This is a genomic window from Streptomyces olivaceus (genome assembly GCF_000721235.1).
GTDB classification, from domain to species: Bacteria; Actinomycetota; Actinomycetes; order Streptomycetales; family Streptomycetaceae; genus Streptomyces; species Streptomyces olivaceus.
Genome location: NZ_JOFH01000034.1, coordinates 75,887 through 97,684, shown reverse-complemented (window position 1 = coordinate 97,684; position 21,798 = coordinate 75,887). Strand labels below are relative to the sequence as shown.

20 protein-coding genes are annotated in these 21,798 nt (G+C 74.2%); 15 read left to right on the top strand and 5 right to left on the bottom strand.

From position 1 onward, the window contains the following. Window positions 1–128: 128 nt before the first annotated feature. Window positions 129–1,046 carry a helix-turn-helix transcriptional regulator gene (locus IG94_RS0130960; protein WP_031044790.1) on the top strand — a complete coding sequence of 306 codons (918 nt, stop codon included), beginning with the start codon at window positions 129–131 and terminating at the stop codon, window positions 1,044–1,046. 158 nt (window positions 1,047–1,204) lie between these two features. On the opposite strand, the gene IG94_RS0130955 is transcribed toward IG94_RS0130960, so the two are convergent. Beyond that, window positions 1,205–2,605, bottom strand: coding sequence for a glycoside hydrolase family 16 protein (locus tag IG94_RS0130955; protein WP_031044787.1), 1,401 nt, complete (start codon window positions 2,603–2,605; stop codon window positions 1,205–1,207). Between the two features lie 376 nt (window positions 2,606–2,981). Between IG94_RS0130955 and IG94_RS0130950 the strand changes: the two genes are divergently transcribed. Next, window positions 2,982–4,319 carry a 6-phospho-beta-glucosidase gene (locus tag IG94_RS0130950; RefSeq protein ID WP_031044784.1) on the top strand — a complete coding sequence of 446 codons (1,338 nt, stop codon included), beginning with the start codon at window positions 2,982–2,984 and terminating at the stop codon, window positions 4,317–4,319. A 124-nt stretch (window positions 4,320–4,443) separates the two neighbouring features. On the opposite strand, the gene IG94_RS0130945 is transcribed toward IG94_RS0130950, so the two are convergent. After that, window positions 4,444–5,634, bottom strand: a complete 1,191-nt coding sequence (locus IG94_RS0130945; RefSeq protein WP_031044781.1) for an ATP-grasp domain-containing protein — start codon at window positions 5,632–5,634, stop codon at window positions 4,444–4,446. A 320-nt stretch (window positions 5,635–5,954) separates the two neighbouring features. On the opposite strand from IG94_RS0130945, the gene IG94_RS0130940 reads away from it, so the two are divergent. Both IG94_RS0130940 and IG94_RS0130935 read left to right on the top strand, forming a co-directional pair. Next, window positions 5,955–6,824, top strand: a complete 870-nt coding sequence (locus tag IG94_RS0130940; RefSeq protein WP_031044779.1) for a metallophosphoesterase family protein — start codon at window positions 5,955–5,957, stop codon at window positions 6,822–6,824. Continuing rightward, window positions 6,821–7,504, top strand: coding sequence for a 4'-phosphopantetheinyl transferase family protein (locus IG94_RS0130935; protein ID WP_031044776.1), 684 nt, complete (start codon window positions 6,821–6,823; stop codon window positions 7,502–7,504). The genes IG94_RS0130940 and IG94_RS0130935 overlap by 4 nt, the downstream gene beginning before the upstream one ends. Window positions 7,505–7,598: 94 nt before the next feature. Here IG94_RS0130935 and IG94_RS0130930 read toward each other — a convergent pair whose 3' ends face one another. Both IG94_RS0130930 and IG94_RS0130925 read right to left on the bottom strand, forming a co-directional pair. Further along, the gene (locus IG94_RS0130930) at window positions 7,599–7,835 is read right to left on the bottom strand and encodes a hypothetical protein (RefSeq protein WP_031044774.1); all 237 of its coding nucleotides are present in this window, start codon (window positions 7,833–7,835) and stop codon (window positions 7,599–7,601) included. A gap of 147 nt (window positions 7,836–7,982) precedes the next feature. Next, a complete protein-coding gene (locus tag IG94_RS0130925) occupies window positions 7,983–8,615 on the bottom strand; it encodes a helix-turn-helix domain-containing protein (protein WP_031044771.1) in 633 nt (210 codons plus the stop codon). A gap of 364 nt (window positions 8,616–8,979) precedes the next feature. Here IG94_RS0130925 and IG94_RS0130920 point away from each other — a divergent pair, with 364 nt between their 5' ends. The 7 genes from IG94_RS0130920 to IG94_RS0130890 all read left to right on the top strand — a co-directional run bounded on the left by IG94_RS0130920 (window position 8,980) and on the right by IG94_RS0130890 (window position 15,426). After that, window positions 8,980–9,633, top strand: a complete 654-nt coding sequence (locus IG94_RS0130920; protein ID WP_031044770.1) for an MmyB family transcriptional regulator — start codon at window positions 8,980–8,982, stop codon at window positions 9,631–9,633. 146 nt (window positions 9,634–9,779) lie between these two features. Continuing rightward, the gene (locus tag IG94_RS0130915; protein ID WP_031044768.1) at window positions 9,780–10,931 is read left to right on the top strand and encodes an NAD(P)/FAD-dependent oxidoreductase; all 1,152 of its coding nucleotides are present in this window, start codon (window positions 9,780–9,782) and stop codon (window positions 10,929–10,931) included. Further along, window positions 10,928–11,227: a (2Fe-2S)-binding protein gene (locus IG94_RS0130910; RefSeq protein WP_031044765.1), complete on the top strand. Its 300-nt coding sequence runs from the start codon at window positions 10,928–10,930 to the stop codon at window positions 11,225–11,227. Before IG94_RS0130915 ends, IG94_RS0130910 begins: the two co-directional genes overlap by 4 nt. After that, window positions 11,217–12,815 carry an FAD-dependent oxidoreductase gene (locus IG94_RS0130905; protein WP_224326129.1) on the top strand — a complete coding sequence of 533 codons (1,599 nt, stop codon included), beginning with the start codon at window positions 11,217–11,219 and terminating at the stop codon, window positions 12,813–12,815. The genes IG94_RS0130910 and IG94_RS0130905 overlap by 11 nt, the downstream gene beginning before the upstream one ends. After that, window positions 12,812–13,702, top strand: coding sequence for a dihydrodipicolinate synthase family protein (locus tag IG94_RS0130900; RefSeq protein WP_031044760.1), 891 nt, complete (start codon window positions 12,812–12,814; stop codon window positions 13,700–13,702). Before IG94_RS0130905 ends, IG94_RS0130900 begins: the two co-directional genes overlap by 4 nt. Before the next feature lie 12 nt (window positions 13,703–13,714). Then, a complete protein-coding gene (locus IG94_RS0130895; RefSeq protein WP_031044757.1) occupies window positions 13,715–14,716 on the top strand; it encodes a proline racemase family protein in 1,002 nt (333 codons plus the stop codon). Beyond that, a complete protein-coding gene (locus IG94_RS0130890) occupies window positions 14,713–15,426 on the top strand; it encodes a GntR family transcriptional regulator (RefSeq protein ID WP_031044754.1) in 714 nt (237 codons plus the stop codon). The genes IG94_RS0130895 and IG94_RS0130890 overlap by 4 nt, the downstream gene beginning before the upstream one ends. A 93-nt stretch (window positions 15,427–15,519) precedes the next feature. Here IG94_RS0130890 and IG94_RS0130885 read toward each other — a convergent pair whose 3' ends face one another. Then, entirely contained in the window at window positions 15,520–16,503 is a 984-nt protein-coding gene (locus IG94_RS0130885) for a helix-turn-helix transcriptional regulator (RefSeq protein ID WP_031044752.1), read from the bottom strand. Window positions 16,504–16,605: 102 nt separating this feature from the next. On the opposite strand from IG94_RS0130885, the gene IG94_RS0130880 reads away from it, so the two are divergent. The 4 genes from IG94_RS0130880 (at window position 16,606) to IG94_RS0130865 (ending at window position 21,787) form a co-directional block, all read left to right on the top strand. After that, window positions 16,606–17,070 carry a VOC family protein gene (locus IG94_RS0130880; RefSeq protein WP_031044750.1) on the top strand — a complete coding sequence of 155 codons (465 nt, stop codon included), beginning with the start codon at window positions 16,606–16,608 and terminating at the stop codon, window positions 17,068–17,070. Window positions 17,071–17,209: 139 nt separating this feature from the next. Continuing rightward, on the top strand, window positions 17,210–18,427 hold the full coding sequence (locus IG94_RS0130875; RefSeq protein ID WP_052410938.1) for a winged helix DNA-binding domain-containing protein: 1,218 nt from the start codon (window positions 17,210–17,212) through the stop codon (window positions 18,425–18,427). Beyond that, window positions 18,424–19,461, top strand: coding sequence for an aldo/keto reductase (locus IG94_RS0130870; protein WP_031044743.1), 1,038 nt, complete (start codon window positions 18,424–18,426; stop codon window positions 19,459–19,461). Before IG94_RS0130875 ends, IG94_RS0130870 begins: the two co-directional genes overlap by 4 nt. A gap of 220 nt (window positions 19,462–19,681) precedes the next feature. Beyond that, window positions 19,682–21,787 (top strand): phosphocholine-specific phospholipase C, encoded by a 2,106-nt coding sequence (locus tag IG94_RS0130865; RefSeq protein WP_031044742.1) that lies wholly within the window; start codon window positions 19,682–19,684, stop codon window positions 21,785–21,787. The last annotated feature ends 11 nt before the right edge of the window (window positions 21,788–21,798 follow it).

Below are 21,798 nucleotides of genomic sequence, written 5' to 3'. Positions count from 1 at the left end.
AACTGACCTGACGCGTTCAAGATTAAAAGTCTGACTTTTGAGAGTGAAGGTTGCGGTGTGCCAGCCTGTGGTGAAACTGGGACACGCCCCGGCCCCGGGGTGCGCGGGCAGGACGGCACGAGTAGGACATGGCGGACGAACACACTCAAGACGGCGGCAGTGCGGCAGAGGGCGGCGGCGGGATCAGAACGTTCCCCTTCCCGGTCGATCTCAGCCTCCTCGGCGTCGGCATGCAGGTCGGTCCCATGGGCTCCGGCCGCACCTGGCACGCGCAGGCCCCGCTGCGCCGCGTGCACCGCATCGACTTCCACGTCGTCATGCTCTTCACCGGCGGACCGGTCCGCCACATGATCGACTTCGCCGAGTACGAGGCGGCGGCCGGCGAGCTGCTGTGGATCCGCCCCGGGCAGGTCCACCGCTTCTCGCAGGACCGCGAGTACCGCGGAACGGTGCTGACCATGCAGCCCGGCTTCCTGCCCCGCGCCACCGTGGAGGCCGCCGGCCTCTACCGGTACGACCTGCCGCCGCTGCTCCGCCCCGACGCGGCACGGCTCGCCGGGCTGACGGCCTCCCTCGACCAACTGCGGCGCGAGTACGAGGACGCGACCACGCTGCCGCTCAGCCTGCACACCGCCGTACTGCGCCACACGCTCTCCGCGTTCCTGCTGCGCCTCGCCCATCTCGCGGCCGACCCGGACCGGGCGCGGGGGCGGGTCGACACGCCGGGGGACCGCACCTTCGTCCTGTTCCGGGAGGCGGTCGAGCGGGGCTTCGCCACCAACCACAGCGTCAGCGCCTACGCCGACGCGCTCGGTTACTCCCGCCGCACCCTCGTCCGCGCGGTGCGGGCCGCCACCGGCGAGACGCCCAAGGGGTTCATCGACAAGCGCGTCGTCCTGGAGGCCAAGCGCCTCCTCGCCCACACCGGGATGCCGATCGGGCGGGTCGGCGCGGCGGTCGGCTTCCCGGACGCGGCCAACTTCTCCAAGTTCTTCCAGCAGCACACGGACCAGACCCCGGCGGCCTTCCGGGCGGAGCTGCGCTGAGCGCCGCCCGCGCGGCGGCCGGGTACGACGATCCGGGTACGACAAAGGCGGTACGACCAACGGGGTACGACAAAGGGGCTCCACGCGCGCGTGGAGCCCCTTCGCCCTCCTGCGGGGGGTGCATGGGTGCCGGTGTGCCGGCCGGTGGTCCGGTGGGGTCAGCGGCCGAAGCTGAACCAGTTCACGTTCACGAAGTCGGCGGGCTGACCGCTGCTGAAGGTCAGGTACACGTCGTGCGTGCCGGTCACCGGGGTGATGTTCGCCGGGATCGTCCGCCACGACTGCCAGCCGCCCGTGTTGCCCACGGCGAAGCTGCCGACCGGCGTGGCGGTCCGGCTGTCGAGCCGCACCTCCACCAGGCCGCTGACGCCCGCTGCCGCGCCGCTCGCCACCCGGGCCTTGAACTGCGTGGCGGCGCTCGTACCGAACTTCACGCCCTTGTACTGGACCCAGTCGCCGTTCGCCAGGGCGCCGAGGTTGCTCCCGCCGCCCGAGTCCGAGCTGCCCTCGGTCGTCGTGCCGGACTGGGCGTCGTACGACTCGGCCTCGACGGCGCTGTACGCGTCGCGGTCACCGCCGGTCGGCGGTGGCGTGGTACCGCCCCCACCGGCCGACAGCACCTGGACGTAGTCCACGAGCATCGAGTGGCCGGGCTGGGTGCCGCCGTCCGGGCCGCCGCCGAAGGCGTCCGGGAAGCCCCCGCCCATCGCCACGTTGAGGATGATGAAGTAGCCGTGGTTGGTGGCGTTCGCCCACGTCGTCGCGTCGACCTGGTTGGCGCGGACCGTGTGGTAGTTGTCGCCGTCGACGTAGAAGCGGATCTCCTCCACGCCCGTCGAGCGGTCCCACTCCACCCCGTAGGTGTGGAAGCCCGCCTGGCAGGTGGCGCCGGGGCAGGCCCTGCTGCCGCCGATGCCGGTGGTCTCGTTGCACGGGCCGCCGGGGGAGGTGCCGCAGTGCAGCGTGGCCCAGACCGTGTTGAGGCCCTGGGTGTTCTCCATGACGTCGATCTCGCCGACCCCGGGCCAGTTCCAGTAGTTGCCCCGGTAGGGCGAGCCGAGCATCCAGAACGCCGGCCAGTAGCCCTTGGCCGCGGCCCCGGTGACGTTCGGGACCTGGATGCGGGCCTCCACGCGGAGCTTGCCGCCGGCCGGGGGCTCGAAGTCGGCGCGCCTGGTCTCGATCCGGCCCGACGTCCAGTTGCCCGCGCCGTCGCGCTGCGGGGTGATGCGGAGGTTGCCGCCGCCGTCCAGCGAGACGTTGCTCGGGGACGAGGTCATGGTCTCGATCTCGCCGGTGCCCCAGTTGGCGGGGCCGCCGGGGTACGAGGTGCCGGTGTCGTACTGCCAGTCGGCCGTGTTCACACCGGAGCCGGCCGCACCGTCGAAGTCGTCGGCGAAGACCTGCGTCCAGCCGGACGGGGGCGGGGGGACGGAGGCGCCGGCGGACGGGCCCGTGGCCACCGTCGCCGCCGCGGCGAGTCCGAGCGTGCCGACGACGGCCACCAGCGCCCGGCGCAGCGGCCGGCGTCTGGGCGGGTTGCCGGAAGTCTCTCTCATGTGGGGGTCGCCTCTCGGATGCGGGAGTGGGAAGCGGTACGCCCCGAGCGCGCTCCGCGGGGAGCGTTCTGAGAGCGCTCTCAGAGTGCGGCCAATGTGCTCTCCGCCGCGGCGGCCGTCAAGAGGTGAAGTCGAGAATCTCCTTGCGGGGGTGGGGAGTTCGGCCCGTGAACGTCATGTACGTCCGCGAACGTGCGGGGCGGGCGCGGGCGCGGCCGCGGACGTGCCCGGCCGGGCGCCGCGCCGGAACCGCCGCGGTCGCCGGCCGGCCTGCCTGTCCGCGTGCCTCGGGACACCCCCTGGGCGTGCCATGATCGGCGTCACGCGGGGAGCGACGGCTGCGGCGGCGACGAGGCGACGGAAGATGGGTGCGGACGTGAGGCTGACGATTCTGGGCGGCGGCGGATTCCGGGTGCCGCTCGTGTACGGGGCGCTGCTCCGCGACCGTGCCGAGGGCCGTGTGACCCAGGTGGTCCTGCACGATCTGGACGCGGCCCGCCTGTCGGCGGTCGGCCGGGTGCTGGCCGAGCAGGCCGCCGGAGTGCCGGATGCGCCGGAAGTGGTCGCGACGACCGACCTGGACGAGGCGCTGCGCGGCGCCGACTTCGTGTTCTCCGCGATCCGCGTCGGCGGCCTGGAAGGGCGGGCCGAGGACGAACGGGTCGCGCTCGCCGAGGGCGTGCTCGGCCAGGAGACGGTGGGCGCGGGCGGCATCGCCTACGGGCTGCGGACCGTTCCGGTCGCCGTCGACATCGCGCGCCGCGTGGCCCGGCTGGCGCCGGACGCCTGGGTCATCAACTTCACCAACCCGGCCGGTCTCGTCACCGAGGCCATGTCCCGGCACCTCGGCGACCGCGTCATCGGCATCTGCGACTCGCCGGTCGGCCTCGGCCGCCGTGTCGCGCGCGTGCTGGGCGCCGACCCGGACCGGGCCTGGATCGACTACGTCGGCCTCAACCACCTCGGCTGGCTGCGGGGCCTGCGCGTGGCCGGACGCGACCAACTCCCGCGCCTGCTCGCGGACCCGGAACTGCTCGGCTCCTTCGAGGAGGGCCGGCTCTTCGGCGCCGAGTGGCTGCGCTCGCTCGGCGCGATCCCCAACGAGTACCTCCACTACTACTACTTCAACCGGGAGACGGTCCGCGCCTACCAGGAGGCCGACCGCACCCGGGGCGCGTTCCTGCGCGACCAGCAGGCCTGTTTCTACGACGGGATGCGCTCGCCCGACGCACCCGCGCTGGCCACCTGGGACCGCACCCGTGCCGAGCGCGAGGCCACCTACATGGCGGAGAACCGGGAGACGGCGGGGGCGGGCGAGCGCGAGGCCGAGGACCTGTCGGGCGGCTACGAGAACGTGGCGCTGGCCCTGATGCGGGCCGTCGCCCGCGACGAGCGCACCACTCTGATCCTCAACGTCCGCAACCGCGGCACCCTGTCGGTCCTGGACCCGGACGCCGTGATCGAGGTGCCGTGCCTGGTGGACGCGAACGGCGCCCACCCGGTGGCCGTGGACCCGCTGCCGGGGCACGCGACCGGACTGGTCTGCGCGGTCAAGGCCGTGGAGCGCGACATCCTGGCCGCGGCCGGGACCGGCTCCCGCGAGATGGCCGTACGCGCCTTCGCGCTGCACCCCCTGGTCGACTCGGTCGACGTCGCCCGCCGCCTGGTCGACGGCTACACGGCGGTCCACCCGGGGCTGGCGTACCTGCGGTAGACCGCCGGGCGCGCCGAACCGGCCGGCGGTCGGCCCCGGACCCGAGCGTGGCGCCGGGGCCCGCCCGCAGCCCCCGGCCGGTTCACCGACGAACTCCGGGCCGGGGGAGGGCGGCGCGCGGAGCCTACGCCGGGGCCCCGGCCGCCGGGTCCGGCGCGGGGGCGTCCAGCCGCGCGGCGGCGGGGGCGGTCAGCGGCCCCGTGGTGGCCGGCACCGGCGCGGAGGGCACCGGCGCGGACGGGGCCGGGTGCGGAGGCGCCGCGGGCAGGTCCGGGCGCTGATGGGGCAGCGCCACCGGGCGCAGCGGGCGCGGCCCCGACACCACGGTGTAGTCCTGGCCGAGGAACGGCGGCTCCAGCTCACCCGGGTCGTCGCCGAGCGCCAGCCGGACCGCCGCCCACGGCATGTTGACGCCGCACAGAGCCAGTTGGTGCAGCCCGCCCGCCGGACGGGTGTTGACGTCCATCAGCACGGGCCGGTCGCCGAACATCCGGAACTGCACGTTGGACAGGTGGTGCAGGCCGAACGCCTCGGCGATCCGGCGGGCCGGCGCCAGCCACTGCTCGTGGAGCGTGAACCCCCGGCGGCGTCCGTGCTTGGTACGGCCCACGGCGAGCCGCACCCGGTTGTCCGGCCCGGTGAGGCAGTCCACCGACACCTCCGGCTGTTCGAGCCGCGGCATCACCAGCCAGTCGACGGGCTCCTCGGCCGCCCGCAGCGCTTCGAGGACCAGGGGCAGCGGCACCGAGGGACTCGGGAAACCGTTCAGGTGCGTGAGGGAGAAGGGGTCCCGGGTGACCATCCGGAAGCCCACCCCGCCCGCCCCGGACGCGGGCTTGAAGCACGCCCGAAGGCCTCGCTCCTCCAGCTCCTCCACCGCACGGACCAGCTCGTCGGCCGTGCGCACCCGCCACCACGGCGGGACCGGCACGCCGATCGCCCGGACCGCCTCGTAGGCGATCACCTTGTCGTGGAAGACGGCCACGGCCTCCGGCGGCGGCGCGAGCAGTGCCGTGCCCGCCGCCTCGAAATCGGCCCGGTGGGCCACGATCGCCGACTGGTGCAGCCGCGGCACGAAGACGTCGATCCCGCGCCGCGCGCACTGGGCCAGGGCGTACTCGACGTAGCCCGCCGGGGAGAGCCCCTCGGGCTCCAGGTCGGCGGTGTCGGCGGCGGCCAGTACGGGGGAGTCCGGATCGCCGTGCGTCGCATGGATCTCGACGGCCCGGTCGGCGGGATTTCTCCGCAGCTGATCCATGAAGAAGACGTTCTCCGCGTACGTACGGTTGAGCCAGACGCGTACGGGAGAAACCATGCAAGCCGCCTTTCAGGGTCCGCGCGGGCAGGGCGAAGCAGGCCGTGCCCGGCCAGGGGGTTGGAGGGTCACCGAGCCGCGGCGCGCGAGGAAGGAGGCGTGGCGGTGGTGTTGGGGCGATCATAGGGGTACGTGCGCCCCCGAGCGCAACGAGCGTCACACGGATGCACCGCGCCCGTGCGGGGCCTTCCGGCGCGGCGCGGGTCCTGCCCTGGTCCGGCGGGTCCAGGACGCTCTTGTGACCGGGTCGGGGATGTGATCTCGTGGCACGGGAGGGACGTCGCGCAGACGTCGGAGGCATGTCGGGAAGGGGTGGAGGGATGACGTCGGCGGCCGGTGCCCCGGGCACGCTCTGGGCCATCAGCGATCTGCACATCGGATACCCGGAGAACCGTGCGCTGGTCGAAAAGACGTACCCGGACTCTCCGGAGGACTGGCTTCTGGTGGCCGGCGACGTGGCCGAGACCGTCGAGGACGTCCGCTGGGCGCTCGGCATTCTCGCGGAGCGCTTCCGCCGCGTCGTCTGGGCCCCCGGCAACCACGAACTGTGGACGCACCCCAAGGACACGGTCACCCTGCGGGGAGTCGCCCGCTACGAGCACCTGGTCGACGTCTGCCGGGAGCTGGGCGTGACGACGCCCGAGGACCCCTACCCGGTCTGGGAGGGCGCGGGCGGCCCGGCGGTCGTCGCCCCGCTGTTCCTGCTCTACGACTACTCGTTCCTGCCCGCCGGATGCGCGACCAAGGACGAGGGCCTGAAGTACGCCCACGGCACCGGCGTGGTGTGCAGCGACGAGTACCTGCTCCACCCCGACCCGTACCCCAGCCGCGAGGCGTGGTGCCGGGCGCGGGTCGCCGAGACCGAGCGCAGGCTGGCCGAACTCCCGGCCGGGCTGCCGAGGATCCTGGTGAACCACTACCCGCTGGACCGGCACCCCACCGACGTCCTGTGGTACCCCGAGTTCGCCATGTGGTGCGGCACCCGGCTGACCGCCGACTGGCACCGCAGGTTCCGGGTCGACACGATGGTCTACGGCCATCTGCACATCCCGCGCACCACCTGGCACGAAGGCGTCCGCTTCGAGGAGGTCTCGGTGGGCTACCCCCGGGAATGGCGCAAGCGGCCCGACCCGCCCGGACGGCTGCGCCGCATCCTGCCGTCGCCCGCCCGCGAGGAGGCCGCCCGGTGATCGAGGAACTGCTGCCCACCACGGTCGTCAGCGTGGCCGCGTACGGCCACGACGAGACCGGGCACCTGCCGCTGTACCCGGAGGAGGAGGCGATCGTCGCGCGGGCGGTCGCCAAGCGGCGCCGGGAGTTCACCGCCGTACGGTCCTGCGCCCGCCGGGCCATGGAGAAGCTCGGCGTGCCCGCGCAGCCCGTCCTGCCCGGCGAACGCGGGGCGCCGACCTGGCCGGACGGTCTGGTGGGCAGCATGACCCACTGCGACGGGTACTGTGCCGCGGCCCTGGCCCGCGCCACCGACCTGGCCTCCCTCGGCATCGACGCCGAACCCGACGGTCCGCTTCCGGAGGGGGTTCTGGACAGTGTGGCCCTGCCCGCCGAGGCGGAGCGGCTGCGCCGGCTGGCCGAGGAGCGGCCCGGTGTCCACTGGGACCGGCTGCTGTTCAGCGCCAAGGAGTCGGTCTACAAGGCATGGTTCCCCCTGACCCGGCGGTGGCTGGACTTCCTGGAGGCGGACATCGAGATCTCCGTGAGCCCGGGCGGCGGCCCCGGCAGCGGAACCCTGCGCGCCGCGCTCCTGGTGCCGGGGCCGACCGTGGGCGGCCGCCGCCTGACCCACTTCGACGGCCGGTGGACGGCGCGCGGCGGCCTGGTCACCACGGCGATCACGGTCCCGCACACCTGACCGCCCCCCCCTGCCCCACCGCCGCCTGCCCCCTGCCCGACGGGCCGTTGAGCCGTTGGGTGGGCGGGCCGTCGCGGCGCCGCCGCGGTCCGTGTCACGGGCCGGGGCACCAGCCGCGCAGCAGCCGGAAGAACGCCTCCTCGTTCCCTGCCAGTCCCGCGGCCGCCAGGGCCCGTTCGGCCTCGTCCAGTACGGCCGGCGGGACGACGGGCGGGCGAGGGGGACCGGCCGCACCCGCCGTGGTGTCGAGACCGGCCCGCACGGTGTGCAGAAGCCGCAGGTAGGCCTGGACGGCGGTGCGCTCGTGGTCGGTCGGTACGGCGGTGGTCATCGGTCGGCTCTCCCCACAACGACGTCAGCGGTCACGCACCGCACGGCGGCGGCACCCTCCCAGCTTGCCGCCCACCACTGACAATCCCCCGAGCAGCGCTCCCCGCGCGGACCGGCCGGGCCCCGTCCAACTCCCCCTGCGGGCCCGCTACTCAAGGCGTTTGACGTTTTCCAGGAGCATGTCCAGCCACTCGGCGACCTTGTCGCGGTGCTGGTCGGTGGGCAGTTGGGCGGCCCGCCAGGCGATGCCGCGCACGCCGTGGTCCTGCAGCAGCCGCTCCAGCGGGTCGTCGCCGTCGGCGGCCGCCGACGCCTTCCGTTCCCGGTCGGCCAGTTGCTGGAGCAGTTCTTGCTCGGTGTGCCGCAGGGTGCCGGCGAGCGCCTCGGTGTCCTCGGCGGTCAGGAAGCCGGCGTGGACGCGGAAGAAGCGCTGGATGGCGTCGCAGTGCTCCATGGTGGGCCGCCGGTCGCCGTTGATCAGCGCGCCCGCCTGCTGCCGCGACATGCCGGCGCCGTCGGCTATCTCCTGCTGGGTGTACTTGCGGCCGTTCGGCTTCAGCCGGGTGCGGCGCAGCAGGTCCAACCGCTGGACGAACCGGGCCTGCACATCGGGCTCGCCCGCCGGCCGGCCGCCGAGCAGCGCGCCGACGACGGACTCGGGGACGCCGGAGGCGCTGGACAGGCACCCCACGTCGAAGACGTCGGAGTGCTGCACGCCGAGCCGGTCGGCGAGCGCGGCGACCCGGGCGACGACGGCGGCGAGCGCGGCCGGCGGCAGGATACCCGGCGTCTCGGCGCCACGTCCTTCCGAACCGCGCTGTACGAACGGGTCGGCCTCGGAGCCACTACCCTCAACACCACGACCCACGGCGTCGCAACCCGCCGAGCCACGCCCCTCGAAGCCACCCGTCACCGAAAGCTCTCCCACGTCTCTCACAGGCCTCACAGGCTTCTCACAAGCGATTGCCGTGAACTTCCCGGAGAGTAGCCTGCCGCTCGAACCCACATCCAGGTCTCGCCACAACTGTGGCCTATTCCAGCCGTCAACAGGCACGAAATGCCACGATAGTTGACACGCCTCGCGTCGGGGCACCAGGATCGGGACGCCGCGAGAAGGCCGCATAGGCAAGAGGGGTGACCTCCCGATGGCATTTCAGGCAGAAGGGCAGCGGCCGGCGCCGCGGCCCACGTCCCCCGACGCCCAGGCGTATCTCCGGGACTACGGCACGCTCCTGGAGGCCGTCCCCTTCCCCTCGCTCGTCGTCGACCACCGCTGGGACGTGGTGCTGGCCAACAGCGCCTTCCGGACGCTCTTCCGGGCGGCCGGCCCCCACCCGACGGCCATGCCGGACGACAACTTCCTCCGGTTCGTGCTCTTCCACCCGGACGCGTCGGACGTCCTCGGTGAGCACGAGTCGAGCTGGTGCCTCCCCATGCTGGCGCACTTCGCCGCCACCCTGGAGCGGCACGGCCACGACCCCGGCCTGCAGGCGGTCCGCCGCGACATCGCCCAGGACCCCCTGATGGAGGCCGCCTACCGGCAGGGCCTGCCGCACTGGGTCCGCGCCGTCGGCGCCCGGGCCGTCGAACACGACGGCGCCGTACGCCCGCTGCACCACCCCGACCCGCGCCGGGGGACCACCGAGTGCCGGGTCGTGGTCGAGACGCCCCCGGCGCTGGGGGAGTTGGGCTACACCCGGCTGACCCTGGTCCTCCGCGAGCCGCGCCGCGCCCCGCACCGTCCGCCGCGCGCCCGCCGTTCCCCGTCCCACCTGAGGGTCGTCCCCGCGGCCGAGTGACCGTCAGTGGCCGAGTGACCGCCGTCGGCCGACTGACCGTCGGTGGCCGAGGGACCGCCGTCGGGTGGGCGCCGTCGCGTCTGCACGGCTCGTCGCCGCGTCCCCGCCCTCTTCTCAGCAGCTGTGGTGTGTGACATAGTACTGGCGTGAGCGAGTCGCTGACCTGCGATGTTGTCGTGGTCGGGGCCGGCATGGTGGGCGCGGCCTGTGCGCTGTACGCCGCCCGTGAGGGTCTCGACGTGATCGTGGTGGACCGTGGCCAGGTGGCCGGCGGCACCACCGGAGCCGGCGAGGGCAACCTCCTGGTCTCCGACAAGGAGCCGGGACCCGAGCTGGAACTGGCCCTGCTGTCCGCCCGTCTGTGGACCGGGCTGGCCGAGGAACTGGGCCGCGAGACCGAGTATGAGCCCAAGGGCGGTGTCGTCGTCGCCGAGACCCCAGAGGCGCTGGCCGGTCTCGAGACCTTCGCCGCCGGCCAGCGGGCGGCCGGGGTGTCGGCGCTCGGTGTCACCGCGGACCGGCTGCACGACCTGGAGCCCCGGCTCGCCCCGGGCCTCGCGGGCGCCGTGCACTACCCCCAGGACGCCCAGGTCATGCCCGCCCTGGCCGCCGCCCACCTGCTGCGCGCGTCCGGCGCCCGGCTGCGCACCGGCCGCACGGTGACCGGCGTGCTGCGCGGCCCCGGCGGCGCCGTGCGCGGCGTGCGCACCGACCGGGGCGACGTGCACGCCCCCGCGGTCGTCAACGCCGCCGGGCCCTGGGGAGGCGAGGTGGCCGCCCTGGCCGGCGTACACCTTCCGGTACTGCCCCGGCGCGGCTACGTCCTGGTCACCGAGCCGCTGCCGCCCCGCATCCGGCACAAGGTGTACGCCGCGGAGTACGTCGCCGACGTCGCCAGCGACTCGGCCGCCCTGCAGACCTCCCCGGTCGTGGAGGGCACCGCCGCCGGACCGGTCCTCATCGGCGCGAGCCGCGAGCGGGTCGGCTTCGACCGCTCCGTGTCGCTGCCCGCGCTGCGGGCACTGGCGGCCGGGGCGACCCGGCTGTTCCCCTTCCTCGCCCGCGTGCGCGCCCTGCGCACGTACGCCGGCTTCCGGCCGTATCTCCCCGACCACCTGCCGGCGATCGGCGCCGACCCCCGGGCCCCCGGGCTCTTCCACGCCTGCGGGCACGAGGGCGCGGGCATCGGCCTGTCCACCGGCACCGGGCACCTGATCGCCGGGCTGCTGACCGGAGCGGATCCGGCGCTCGACCTCACCCCGTTCCGTCCCGACCGCTTCTGTCCGGAGGCCCGGTGAATCCCCTCAGGCTGGTCCGGGCGCGGCCCGCGCGCGCCTTCACGGTCACCGTCGACGGCCGGACGGTCGAGGCACTGCCCGGCCGGACGGTCGCCGCCGCGCTGTGGGCGGCCGGCATCACCTCCTGGCGCACCACCCGGGGGAGCGGCCGTCCGCGAGGCGTGTTCTGCGGCATCGGCGTCTGCTTCGACTGCCTGGTCACCGTCAACGACTCACCGAACCAGCGGGCCTGCCTGGTGCCGGCGCGGCCGGGCGACGTGATCCGCACCCAGGAGGGCACCGGGCATGAGGACTGAACTCGTGGTCGTGGGAGCCGGACCGGCCGGTCTCGCGGCGGCGCTGGCGGCGGACGCGCGAGGGGTGCGGGTCACGGTCGTGGACGCCGCGGACGGGCCCGGCGGGCAGTTCTACCGGCAGCCGGCGGCCGAGCTGAACGCCCGGCGGCCGCAGGCCCTGCACCACCAGTGGCGCACCTGGGAGCGGCTGCGGGACGGGCTCGCCGCGAGCGGTGTACGCCTGCTGACCGGCCATCACGTGTGGACCGTGACGGGCGGGCCCGACTCCTTCACCGTGCACGCGCTGCTCGGCCCCGGGCAGGACGAGCCTGCCACCGTGCACGCCGACGCCGTGCTGCTCGCCACCGGGAGCCACGAACACGTGCTGCCGTTCCCCGGCTGGACCCTCCCCGGCGTCGTCACCGCCGGCGGCGCCCAGGCGATGCTCAAGAGCGGTCTGGTGGTGCCCGGGCGGGTCGCGGTCGTCGCCGGCACCGGCCCCCTGCTGCTCCCCGTCGCGACCGGCCTCGCGGCGGCCGGAACGCGGGTGTCCGCGCTCGTGGAGTCGGCCGGCCCGCGCCAGGTCGCCCGGCACGCCCGCGCACTGGCCGGCAAGCTCCCCGAGGGCGCCGGACACGCCGCCCGGCTCCTGCGCCACCGCGTCCGCCCCCTCGCCCGGCACACCGTCGTCCGCGCCCACGGCGACGACCGCCTGACCGGCGTCACCGTCGCGGCCCTGGACGCCGACGGGCACGTCAGGCGCGGCACCGGACGTTATCTGCCCTGCGACACCCTGGCCGTCGGCCACGGCCTGCTCCCGCAGACCGACCTCGCCGAAGGGCTCGGCTGCCACCTGGACGGGGCGACGGTGACCGTCGACGCCGAGCAGCGCACGAGCGCCCCCGGCGTCTGGGCGGCGGGGGAGGCCACCGGCGTCGGCGGCGCCGCCCTCGCCCTCGCCGAGGGGCACATCGCGGGGCGTTCGGCCGCCGCCCGGCTGCGCGGCACCGAGCCGGACCCCGCGGGCTGGGCACCGGCCGCCCGCACCCGCGAGGCGCTGCGCACGGCCGCCGCCGCGCTCGACGCCGCGTTCGCCCCACCGGCGCACTGGGCAGCGCAGGTCACCGACGACACCGTCGTCTGCCGCTGCGAGGAGGTCACCGCCGGTGCCGTCCGCGAGGCCGCCGACGGGCTCGGCGCGGGCGACGTCCGCACCGTGAAGCTGCTCACCCGGGCCGGGATGGGCTGGTGCCAGGGCCGGATGTGCGCCACCGCCGTCGCCGGCCTCACCGGCTGCCACTCCGACCCGCCCCGGCGCCCCCTCGCCCGCCCCGTCCCCCTCGGCATCCTCGCCGGGACAGCACCGGACCGGGCCGCTCCGGACCGGCCGGCTCCGGACCGGCCGGCTCCCGACCGGACCGCTCCGGACCGGGCTGCACCCGACCGGGCTGCACCCGACCGGGCCGTCTCCGGGCGGCCCGTGTCCGAGTCCGACCGGTCCCCGTCCGAACAGGCCTCGACCGGCGGACTCTCGTCCGACCGGCCCCCGCACGGACGGCTCGCGCGCGACCAGAACCCTCCGGAAGCCTTCGAGGAAGGATCCCCATGACCGACTCCCGCCCCTGGCGCGGCGTGCTCGTCGCCACCGCGCTCCCGCTCAACGACGACCTCTCCGTCGACTACGACGCCTACGCCGAGCACTGCGCCTGGCTCGTCGCGAACGGCTGCGACGGCGTCGTGCCCAACGGCTCCCTCGGCGAGTACCAGGTCCTCACCCCCGAGGAGCGCACCCGTGTCGTCGAGACCGCCGTCGCGGCGATCGGCGGCGGGCGCGTGATGCCCGGCGTCGCAGCCTACGGCTCGGCCGAGGCCCGCCGCTGGGCCGAGCAGGCGGGCGGGGCGGGCTGCGGCGCGGTGATGCTGCTGCCGCCCAATGCCTACCGCGCGGACGAGCGTTCGGTCCTCGCCCACTACGCCGAGGTCGCGAGGGCGGGCCTGCCCGTCGTCGCGTACAACAACCCCATCGACACCAAGGTCGACCTGGTGCCCGAGCTGCTCGCCCAACTGCACGGCGAGGGCCACATCCAGGGCGTGAAGGAGTTCTCCGGCGACGTCCGCCGCGCCTACCGCATCGCCGAACTCGCCCCCGAACTGGACCTGCTGATCGGCGCCGACGACGTCGCGCTGGAACTGGCGCTGGCGGGCGCCAAGGGCTGGGTCGCCGGATACCCCAACGCGCTCCCCGCCGCCTGCGTCGAGCTGTACCGGGCGGCCGTCGCCGGGGACCTGGCCACCGCCGAGCCGCTGTACCGGCAGCTGCACCCGCTGCTGCGCTGGGACTCGAAGGTCGAGTTCGTGCAGGCCATCAAGTTGTCCATGGACCTCGCGGGACGGCACGGCGGGGCCTGCAGGCCGCCCCGCGTCCCCCTCCTGCCCGCCCAGGAGGCGGCCGTGCGCGCCGCCACCGAGAAGGCCCTCGCGGCCGGACTGGCGTAGGGGAGTACCGCCGTGCGCAGCAAACTCGTCCTGCACGCCGTCGACTCGCACACCGAGGGCATGCCCACCCGGGTGATCACCGGCGGCATCGGCACCATCCCCGGCGCCACCATGAACGAACGGCGGCTGTACTTCCGCGAGCACCGCGACGACGTCAAACAGCTGCTGATGAACGAGCCGCGCGGCCACGCCGCCATGAGCGGCGCCATCCTCCAGCCGCCCACCCGGCCCGACTGCGACTGGGGCGTCGTCTACATCGAGGTCTCCGGCTACCTCCCCATGTGCGGGCACGGCACGATCGGCGTGGCGACCGTCCTCGTGGAGACCGGCATGGTCGAGGTGACCGAGCCGGTCACCACCATCCGCCTGGACACCCCCGCAGGGGTCGTCGTCGCCGAGGTGGCGGTCGAGGAGGGGGCCGCCAAGGCAGTGACCCTGCGCAACGTGCCCTCCTTCGCCGTCGGCATCGACCGCGCGGTCACCCTGCCCGACGGCCGCACGGTGACGTACGACCTCGCCTACGGCGGCAACTTCTACGCCGTACTGCCGCTGGAGCGGCTCGGGCTGCCCTTCGAGCGGTCCCGCAAGGACGACATCCTCGCGGCGGGTCTGTCCCTGATGGCGGCGATCAACGCCGAGGGCGGGCCGGTCCACCCCGAGGACCCGACCATCCACGGCTGCCACCATGTACAGGTGACCGCACCCGACGCCACCGCCCGGCACTCCCGGCACGCCATGGTGATCCACCCCGGCTGGTTCGACCGCTCGCCGTGCGGCACCGGCACCAGTGCCCGCATGGCCCAGCTGCACGCCCGGGGCGAACTGCCGCTGCACACCGAGTTCGTGAACGAGTCCTTCATCGGCACGCGGTTCGGCGGACGGCTGCTCGGCACCACCGAGGTCGCCGGGCACCCGGCCGTGCTGCCCAGCATCACCGGCCGCGCCTGGATCACCGGCACCGCCCAGTACCTGCTGGACCCGGCCGACCCGTTCCCCGCGGGGTTCGTGCTGTGACCGCGACCGGCCCGGTGCCGCCGCTGCCGCCCGCCCTGCCCGTCCTGGGCAGCCGCAAGCCCAGCCACCGCGAGCGGGTCGCCGAGGCGCTGCGGGCCGCCCTGATCGCGGGCGAACTGCGCCCCGGCGAGGTCTACTCGGCTCCCGGCCTGGCCGCCCGCTTCGGCGTGTCCGCCACCCCGGTCCGCGAGGCCATGCTCGACCTCGCCAAGGAGGGGCTGGTCGACACCGTGCCCAACAAGGGCTTCCGGGTCACCGCCGTATCCGAGCGCCAGCTGGACGAGTACACGCACATCAGGTCCCTCATCGAGATCCCCACCACCGTGGCACTCGCCGCCGGTGCCGACGCCGTCGCGCTCCGGGCCCTGCGTCCCGTCGCCGAGGAGATCGTCACCTCGGCGGCGGCCGGCGACCTCATCGCGTACGTCGACGCCGATCTCCGCTTCCACCTCGGGCTGCTGGCGCTCGCGGGCAACGCCCACCTGGTGGAGGTCGTACGGGACCTGCGCCGCCGCTCCCGCCTGTTCGGGCTGACGGCGCTGGTCGAGCAGGGGCGGCTGCAGGCGTCGGCGGAGGAGCACCTGGAGATCCTCGACGCGCTGCTCGCCCGCGACGAGGACGCCGTGCGCGCGGTGATGACGCGGCACCTGGGCCACGTACGCGGGCTGTGGGCAGCCGGTGCCGATGCCGGTGCGGAGCCCGGAGCCTGAGGGGCGCGGCCGAAACGGCCGGCGGGCCGGGGGAGGGCGGCGGGCCGGCGGTGCGTCGGCACCCGGAGACCGCCGTGGCAGGGGCCGTCTCCGTCACGACGGGCCGGTCGCCGTCGCCGTGTTGCGGGCCGCGAGCCGGGCGAACGCCTCGGTGAGCTCCGGCGGGCCGACGACCGTGATGTCGGTGTCGAAGCGGTTGAGGGAGGCGGCCAGCGCGATCCAGGACCACGATCCCGCGGTGTAGCGGCACCGGTGGGGGCCGAGATCCTCCACGGTGCCGTCGCCGGCGAACGGCAGAACCTCGGCGGCGGGCCGCCGCAGGACGACGGTGCCCACGCACGGCCATGCGTCGCCCCGCTCGGACCCCTTGAAGCGCGCGGAGACGAAGTCCCGGGCGCTGCCGCCGGGGACCTCCCGGGGGACGAAGCGGGGGCCGGTCGGGGTGCGCGGGGACATGCGGTCGGCGCGGAAGAGCCGCCAGTCGTCGTGGTCGAGGTCCCAGGCCACCAGGTACCAGCGGCCGTGGGACGTCACGAGGTGGTGCGGCTCGGCCCGGCGCGGCGGCCCGGGCTCCCGGTCGGCGGGCCGGTGGGCGGCGTAGTCGAAGCGGAGCACCTCGCGGGCGCGGACGGCGTGCGAGAGGGTGAGCAGCAGCCGCGGCGAGAGGGAGGCGGTCGGCCCGTCGCCGGGGCGGGGGACGGCCTCGAAGGAGAGCCGGCCGACCTGGTGCCGCAGCCGCGGGGGCAGGACCTGGCGGACGGCGGTCAGTGCCCGCAGGGCCGCCTCCTCGATACCCGCTCCGGTCATGGTGGCGGCCTGCAGGGCCACGGTCAGCGCGACCACCTGCTCGTCGTCGAACAGCAGAGGGGGCAGTTCGGTGCCGGCGTCGAGCCGGTACCCGCCGTCGGGCCCCATGGTCGTCCGGATGCGGTAGCCCATCTCCCGGAGCCGGTCGATGTCCCGCCGCACCGTGCGGTGGCTGATCTCCAGCCGTTCGGCCAGGACGGCGCCCGGCCAGTCGCGCCTGGTCTGCAGCAGCGACAGCAGGTTGAGCAGCCGGGAGGTGGTCGTCGCCATGCCCACGAGGATAAATCGAGTCTGGGACAAGAACTGTCCTCTACTGCTGCCAGAGTCAGTGGTGCCGGCACAAGCCGGTCACTGTGTGTACGAGGAGCAGCTGTGAGCATCACGACGACCCCCCACCTCAACTTCCGCGGCCAGGCCCGTGCCGCCCTGGAGTTCTACGGCACCGTCTTCGGCGGGGAGGCCACCGTCACCACGTACGGCGACCTCGGCATGCCGAAGGACGTTCCGGGCGCCGACGGGGTGGTCTTCGGCCAGGTCGAGACCGCCGAGGGCTTCCGCGTCATGGCCTACGACATCCCCGGTGGGACCGAGGAGCCGGCCGGGGCCGCGGGCTCGACGCGCCGGGAGAACGGCACCACCATCACCACCCAGCCGTTCTTCGTCTCGGTGCGCGGCGAGAGCTTCGACGAGGTCGAGGCGTACTGGAAGAAGCTGTCCGACGGCGCCTCGGTCGTCGAGCCCCTGGCCGCCTCGGCGTGGAGCGCGGGCTTCGGCATGCTCACCGACCGCTTCGGGGTCACCTGGAGCCTGGACGTGGCCTCCGCCCCCGCGGCATGAGCCCGCGGCTGCTCCGCGGAGCAGCCGCCCGCCGCCGTGGTGCCGTCCCGTGACCGCGCCACGGCAGCCCCCCCCACCGGTGCGGCCGGGGACGCCCGGCCGCACCGACAGCATCCGCAGCCGTACCGGAGGAGAGACCATGCGCCACGTCCCCGACAGCGAGCGACGGGCGCGTCTGGCGATCCGGCACGCGCTCGCCCCGGCGCACCGGGTAAGCGGGCCCGAGGACGCCGCCCGCGCGGTGGTCGCCCTGCACGCCACCGACGCCCCCTCGGTGCACCTCGCGGTGTGGGCGCGGACCAGGGACACCACACCCGGCGACGTCGACCGGGCACTGTACGAGGACCGGACCCTCGTCAAGCAGCTCGCGATGCGCCGCACGCTGTTCACCTTCCCCCGCGACCTGCTGCCCGCCGCCCTGTCCAGTGCCGCGGCCCGGGTGGCGACAGCCGAACGCGCGCGGCTGATCCGGGACTTCGAGCGGGCCGGGGCCGCGGCCGATGCCGCGGCCTGGCTCGAGCAGGCACGCGAGGACGTCGAGGCGGCGCTCGCGCGAAGCCCCTCGGCCCTGTCCACGGCGCAGCTGCGCAAGGCCGTCGCGCACATCGACACCGTCGTCCCCGGCAGGAGCGGCGAACAGTGGTCCGCGCCCCAGATCCTCACCCTTCTCGGGGCGCAGGGTTCCCTCGTGCGCGGTCCCTCCACGGGACGGTTCCCGACCGCACGGCCCCTGTGGACCCTGCCCTCGCGCTGGCTCGGCGGCCCGGTCGCCGCCATGGAGCCCGCCGAGGGATACCGCGAGATCGTCCGGCGCTGGCTCCACGCCTTCGGCCCCGGAACCGAGGACGACCTCGTGTGGTGGCTCGGCGCCACCAGGGCGACGGTCCGCACCGCCCTCGCCGAGCTCGGGGCCGTCGAAGTGTCCCTCGACGGCCTCGCGTCCGGATGGCTGCTGCCCGACGACCTCGACCCCGTGCCCGACGCGGGACCGTGGACCGCGCTCCTGCCGCCCCTGGACCCCACCGTCATGGGCTGGAAGCACCGCGGTTTCTACCTCGGTCCGCACCACGGAGCCCTCTTCGACACCCGCGGCAACGCCGGTACGACCGCCTGGGTGAACGGGCGGATCGTCGGCTGCTGGGTCCAGGACGCGGACGCGACCGTGCGGGTGCGCCTGCTCGAACCGGTGTCCGACGAGGAGCGCACCTCGCTGGAGGCCCGGGCCGCCCTGCTCACCACCTGGCTCGCCGGAGCCCGCAGTCCGACCGGCTACCGCTCCCCGGCCATGCGCGCGCACGCCCCCGACGACAGCCACGTACTCCGCGAACACGTACTCCCCGAAGGAAAACCTCAGTGAAAACCCGACCCCTGGGCCGCACCGGCATGCGGGTGAGCCCCTACTGCCTCGGCACCATGATGTTCGGACCGGCGGGCAACCCCGATCCCGACGACTGCCGGCGCATCGTCCACCGGGCCCTCGACAGCGGCATCAACTTCCTCGACACGGCCGACGTCTACGGCGGTTCCGGCGAGACGGAGAGAATCGTCGGCACCGCGCTCGCGGGCCGCCGCGACGAGGTCGTCCTCGCGACCAAGTTCAGCGGCCCGATGAGCGACGACCCCAACCACCGCGGTGCCTCCCGCCGGTGGATCGTCTCCGCCGTCGAAGGGTCGCTGCGGCGGCTGGGCGTCGACCACATCGACCTCTACCAGATCCACCACCTCGATCCGGACACCGGCATCGAGGAGACCCTCGGCGCGCTCACCGACCTCGTCACCAGCGGCAAGGTGCGGGCGATCGGCTCGTCCAGCTTCCCCGCCTCCGACCTCACCGAAGCGCACTGGGTCGCCCAGAGCCGGGGGCTGGCACCCCTGCACACCGAGCAGCCCTCGTACTCGATCCTCGCGCGGGGCATCGAGCGGGAGGTCCTTCCCGTCTGCGCGAAGTACGGCATGGGCGTGCTGACCTGGAGCCCGCTGTCGTGGGGGCTGCTCACCGGGAAGTACAGCGCCGGCCGGAAGGCGCCCCTCTCGCCCGGACGCCAGAAGTGGGGGCCGCGCCACATGACGGACCGGGACAAGTACGCCGCCGTCGAAGAACTCCTCACCGTGGCCGGTGACGCGGGCCTCTCGCTCACCCACATGGCCCTCGCCTTCGTGCTCGCGCACCCCGGTGTCACCTCCGCGATCATCGGACCGCGCACCATGGACCAGCTCGACGACCTCCTCGCCGGCGCCGAGCACACCCTGGGCGACGACGTCCTCGACGCGATCGACGCGATCGCCCCGCCCGGTGCCGACATCGGCGTCACGGACGTCGAGTACCGCCCGCCGTCGCTGCGTACACCGGCACTGCGCCGCCGCCCTCCCGCGGAGCGCGGCATCCTCTAGACGTCACGGACAGACGTCACGGACGTCCGTCGGACGTCATGGACATCCACCCCGGCGCGGGGCACCGCACACCCCGCGTACCGGTGACTTTCACACCGGCGCCACCCGACCCTTCCCTGACGTTCGCCGCTCCTGAAACACTCCTTTCGCGCGCAATCCGTCATCATCCGGCACCGTCCGGCCGGTTGATCCCCCCCAAGGCGAGAGGTCCTTCACTCCCATGGCCGAAGTCAACCGGCGCAGATTCTTCCAACTCGCGGGTGCCACCGCGGCGTTCAGCGCCCTGTCCGCGAGCATCGAGCGGGCGGCCGCGCTCCCCGCGAACCACCGCTCGGGGACGATCGAGGATGTCGAGCACATCGTCGTGCTGATGCAGGAGAATCGTTCGTTCGACCACTACTTCGGCAGGCTGCGCGGCGTCCGCGGCTTCGGCGACCCGCACCCGGTGAGCCTGGACGACGGCCGGTCCGTCTGGCACCAGCGCACGGCCGACGGCACCGAGGTCCTGCCGTTCCACCCGCAGGCCGACGACCTCGGCATGCAGTTCCTGGAGGGGCTGCCGCACGGCTGGCCCGACGGCCAGGACGCCTACCACAACGGCAAGTACGACCGCTGGCTGCCCGCCAAGGGCACCACCACCATGGCGTACCTGACCCGCGAGGACATCCCCTTCCACTACGCGCTCGCCGACACCTTCACCGTCTGCGACGCCTACCACTGCTCCTTCATCGGCTCCACCGACCCCAACCGCTACTACCTCTGGTCGGGTCACACGGGCAACGACGGCGCGGGCGGCGGACCGGTCCTCGGCAACGACGAACTCGGCTACGACTGGACGACGTACCCCGAGCGGCTCCAGGAGGCCGGGGTCTCCTGGAAGGTCTACCAGGACACCGGCGACGGCCTGGACGCGGCCGGCGGCTGGGGCTGGATCGACGACCCGTACCGCGGCAACTACGGCGACAACTCCCTGCTGTACTTCAACAAGTACCGCGACGCGAAGCCCGGCGACCCCCTGTACGACAAGGCCCGCACCGGCACCGACGCCAAGAGCGGCGAGGGCTACTTCGACCGCCTCCGCGCCGACGTCAAGGCGGGCAAGCTGCCGAAGGTCTCCTGGATAGCCTCCCCAGAGGCTTTCTCGGAGCACTCCAACTGGCCCTCGAACTACGGCGCCTGGTACATCTCCCAGGTCCTCGACGCGCTCACCTCCAACCCGGCGGTGTGGGCGAAGACCGCCCTGTTCATCACCTATGACGAGAACGACGGCTTCTTCGACCACCTGGTGCCGCCGCTGCCGCCCAAGTCCGCCGCGCAGGGCCGGTCCACCGTGGACGTGTCCCTCGACGTGTTCGGCGGCAGCGGCAGCCACCGCGAGGGCTTCTACGGGCTCGGGCCGCGCGTGCCCATGCTGGTCGTCTCGCCGTGGAGCAAGGGCGGGTTCGTCTGCTCCGAGACCTTCGACCACACCTCGGTCATCCGGTTCATGGAACGCCGCTTCGGGGTGCGCGAACCCCAGATCTCACCGTGGCGGCGTGCCATCTGCGGCGATCTGACCAGCGCCTTCGACTTCTCGCGCACGGACAGCCGCCCGGCCCGCCTGCCGGACACCGACGCCTACGAGCCGCCGGACCGCGAACGCCACCCCGACTACCGGCCCGTCCCGCCCGCGGACCCCGGCATGCCCCGCCAGGAACGCGGAGCGCGTCCCGCCCGCCCGCTGCGCTACGCCCCGCACGTGGACGGGGCCGTGGACGCGGCCGGGAAGTTCACGCTGGCCTTCGCCTCGGGACCGAAGGCAGGCGCGGCCTTCCTCGTCACCTCCGGCAACCGCACCGACGGCCCCTGGACCTACACCACCGAGGCCGGCAAGGGCATCGCCGACACCTGGAACCCGGCGTACTCGAGCGGCTCGTACGACCTGACCGTGCACGGGCCCAACGGCTTCCTGCGCGTCTTCCGCGGCACCGCCGAAGCCGGAACCGCCGAGACCGAGGCCGGTACCGCCGGATCCGAATCCGGGTCCGGGGCCGCCGGATGCGAGGTCACCGCCCGGCACGCCGGCGACGACCTCCGGCTGACCCTCACCAACAACGGCACCGGCACGGTCCGCCTGCGCGTCGGGAACGCCTACGGCGGCCGCAGCCGGACCCTCGCCGTGCGCCCCGGCGCCACCGTCCGCCACACCGTGGACCTCGCGGGCAGCCGGCGCTGGTACGACCTGACCGTCACCTGCGCGTCCGACCCGGCGTTCCTGCGGCGCTTCGCCGGCCACGTGGAGAACGGGCGGCCCGGCGTGAGCGACCCGGCACTCGTCACGGACTGACGCCCGCCGAG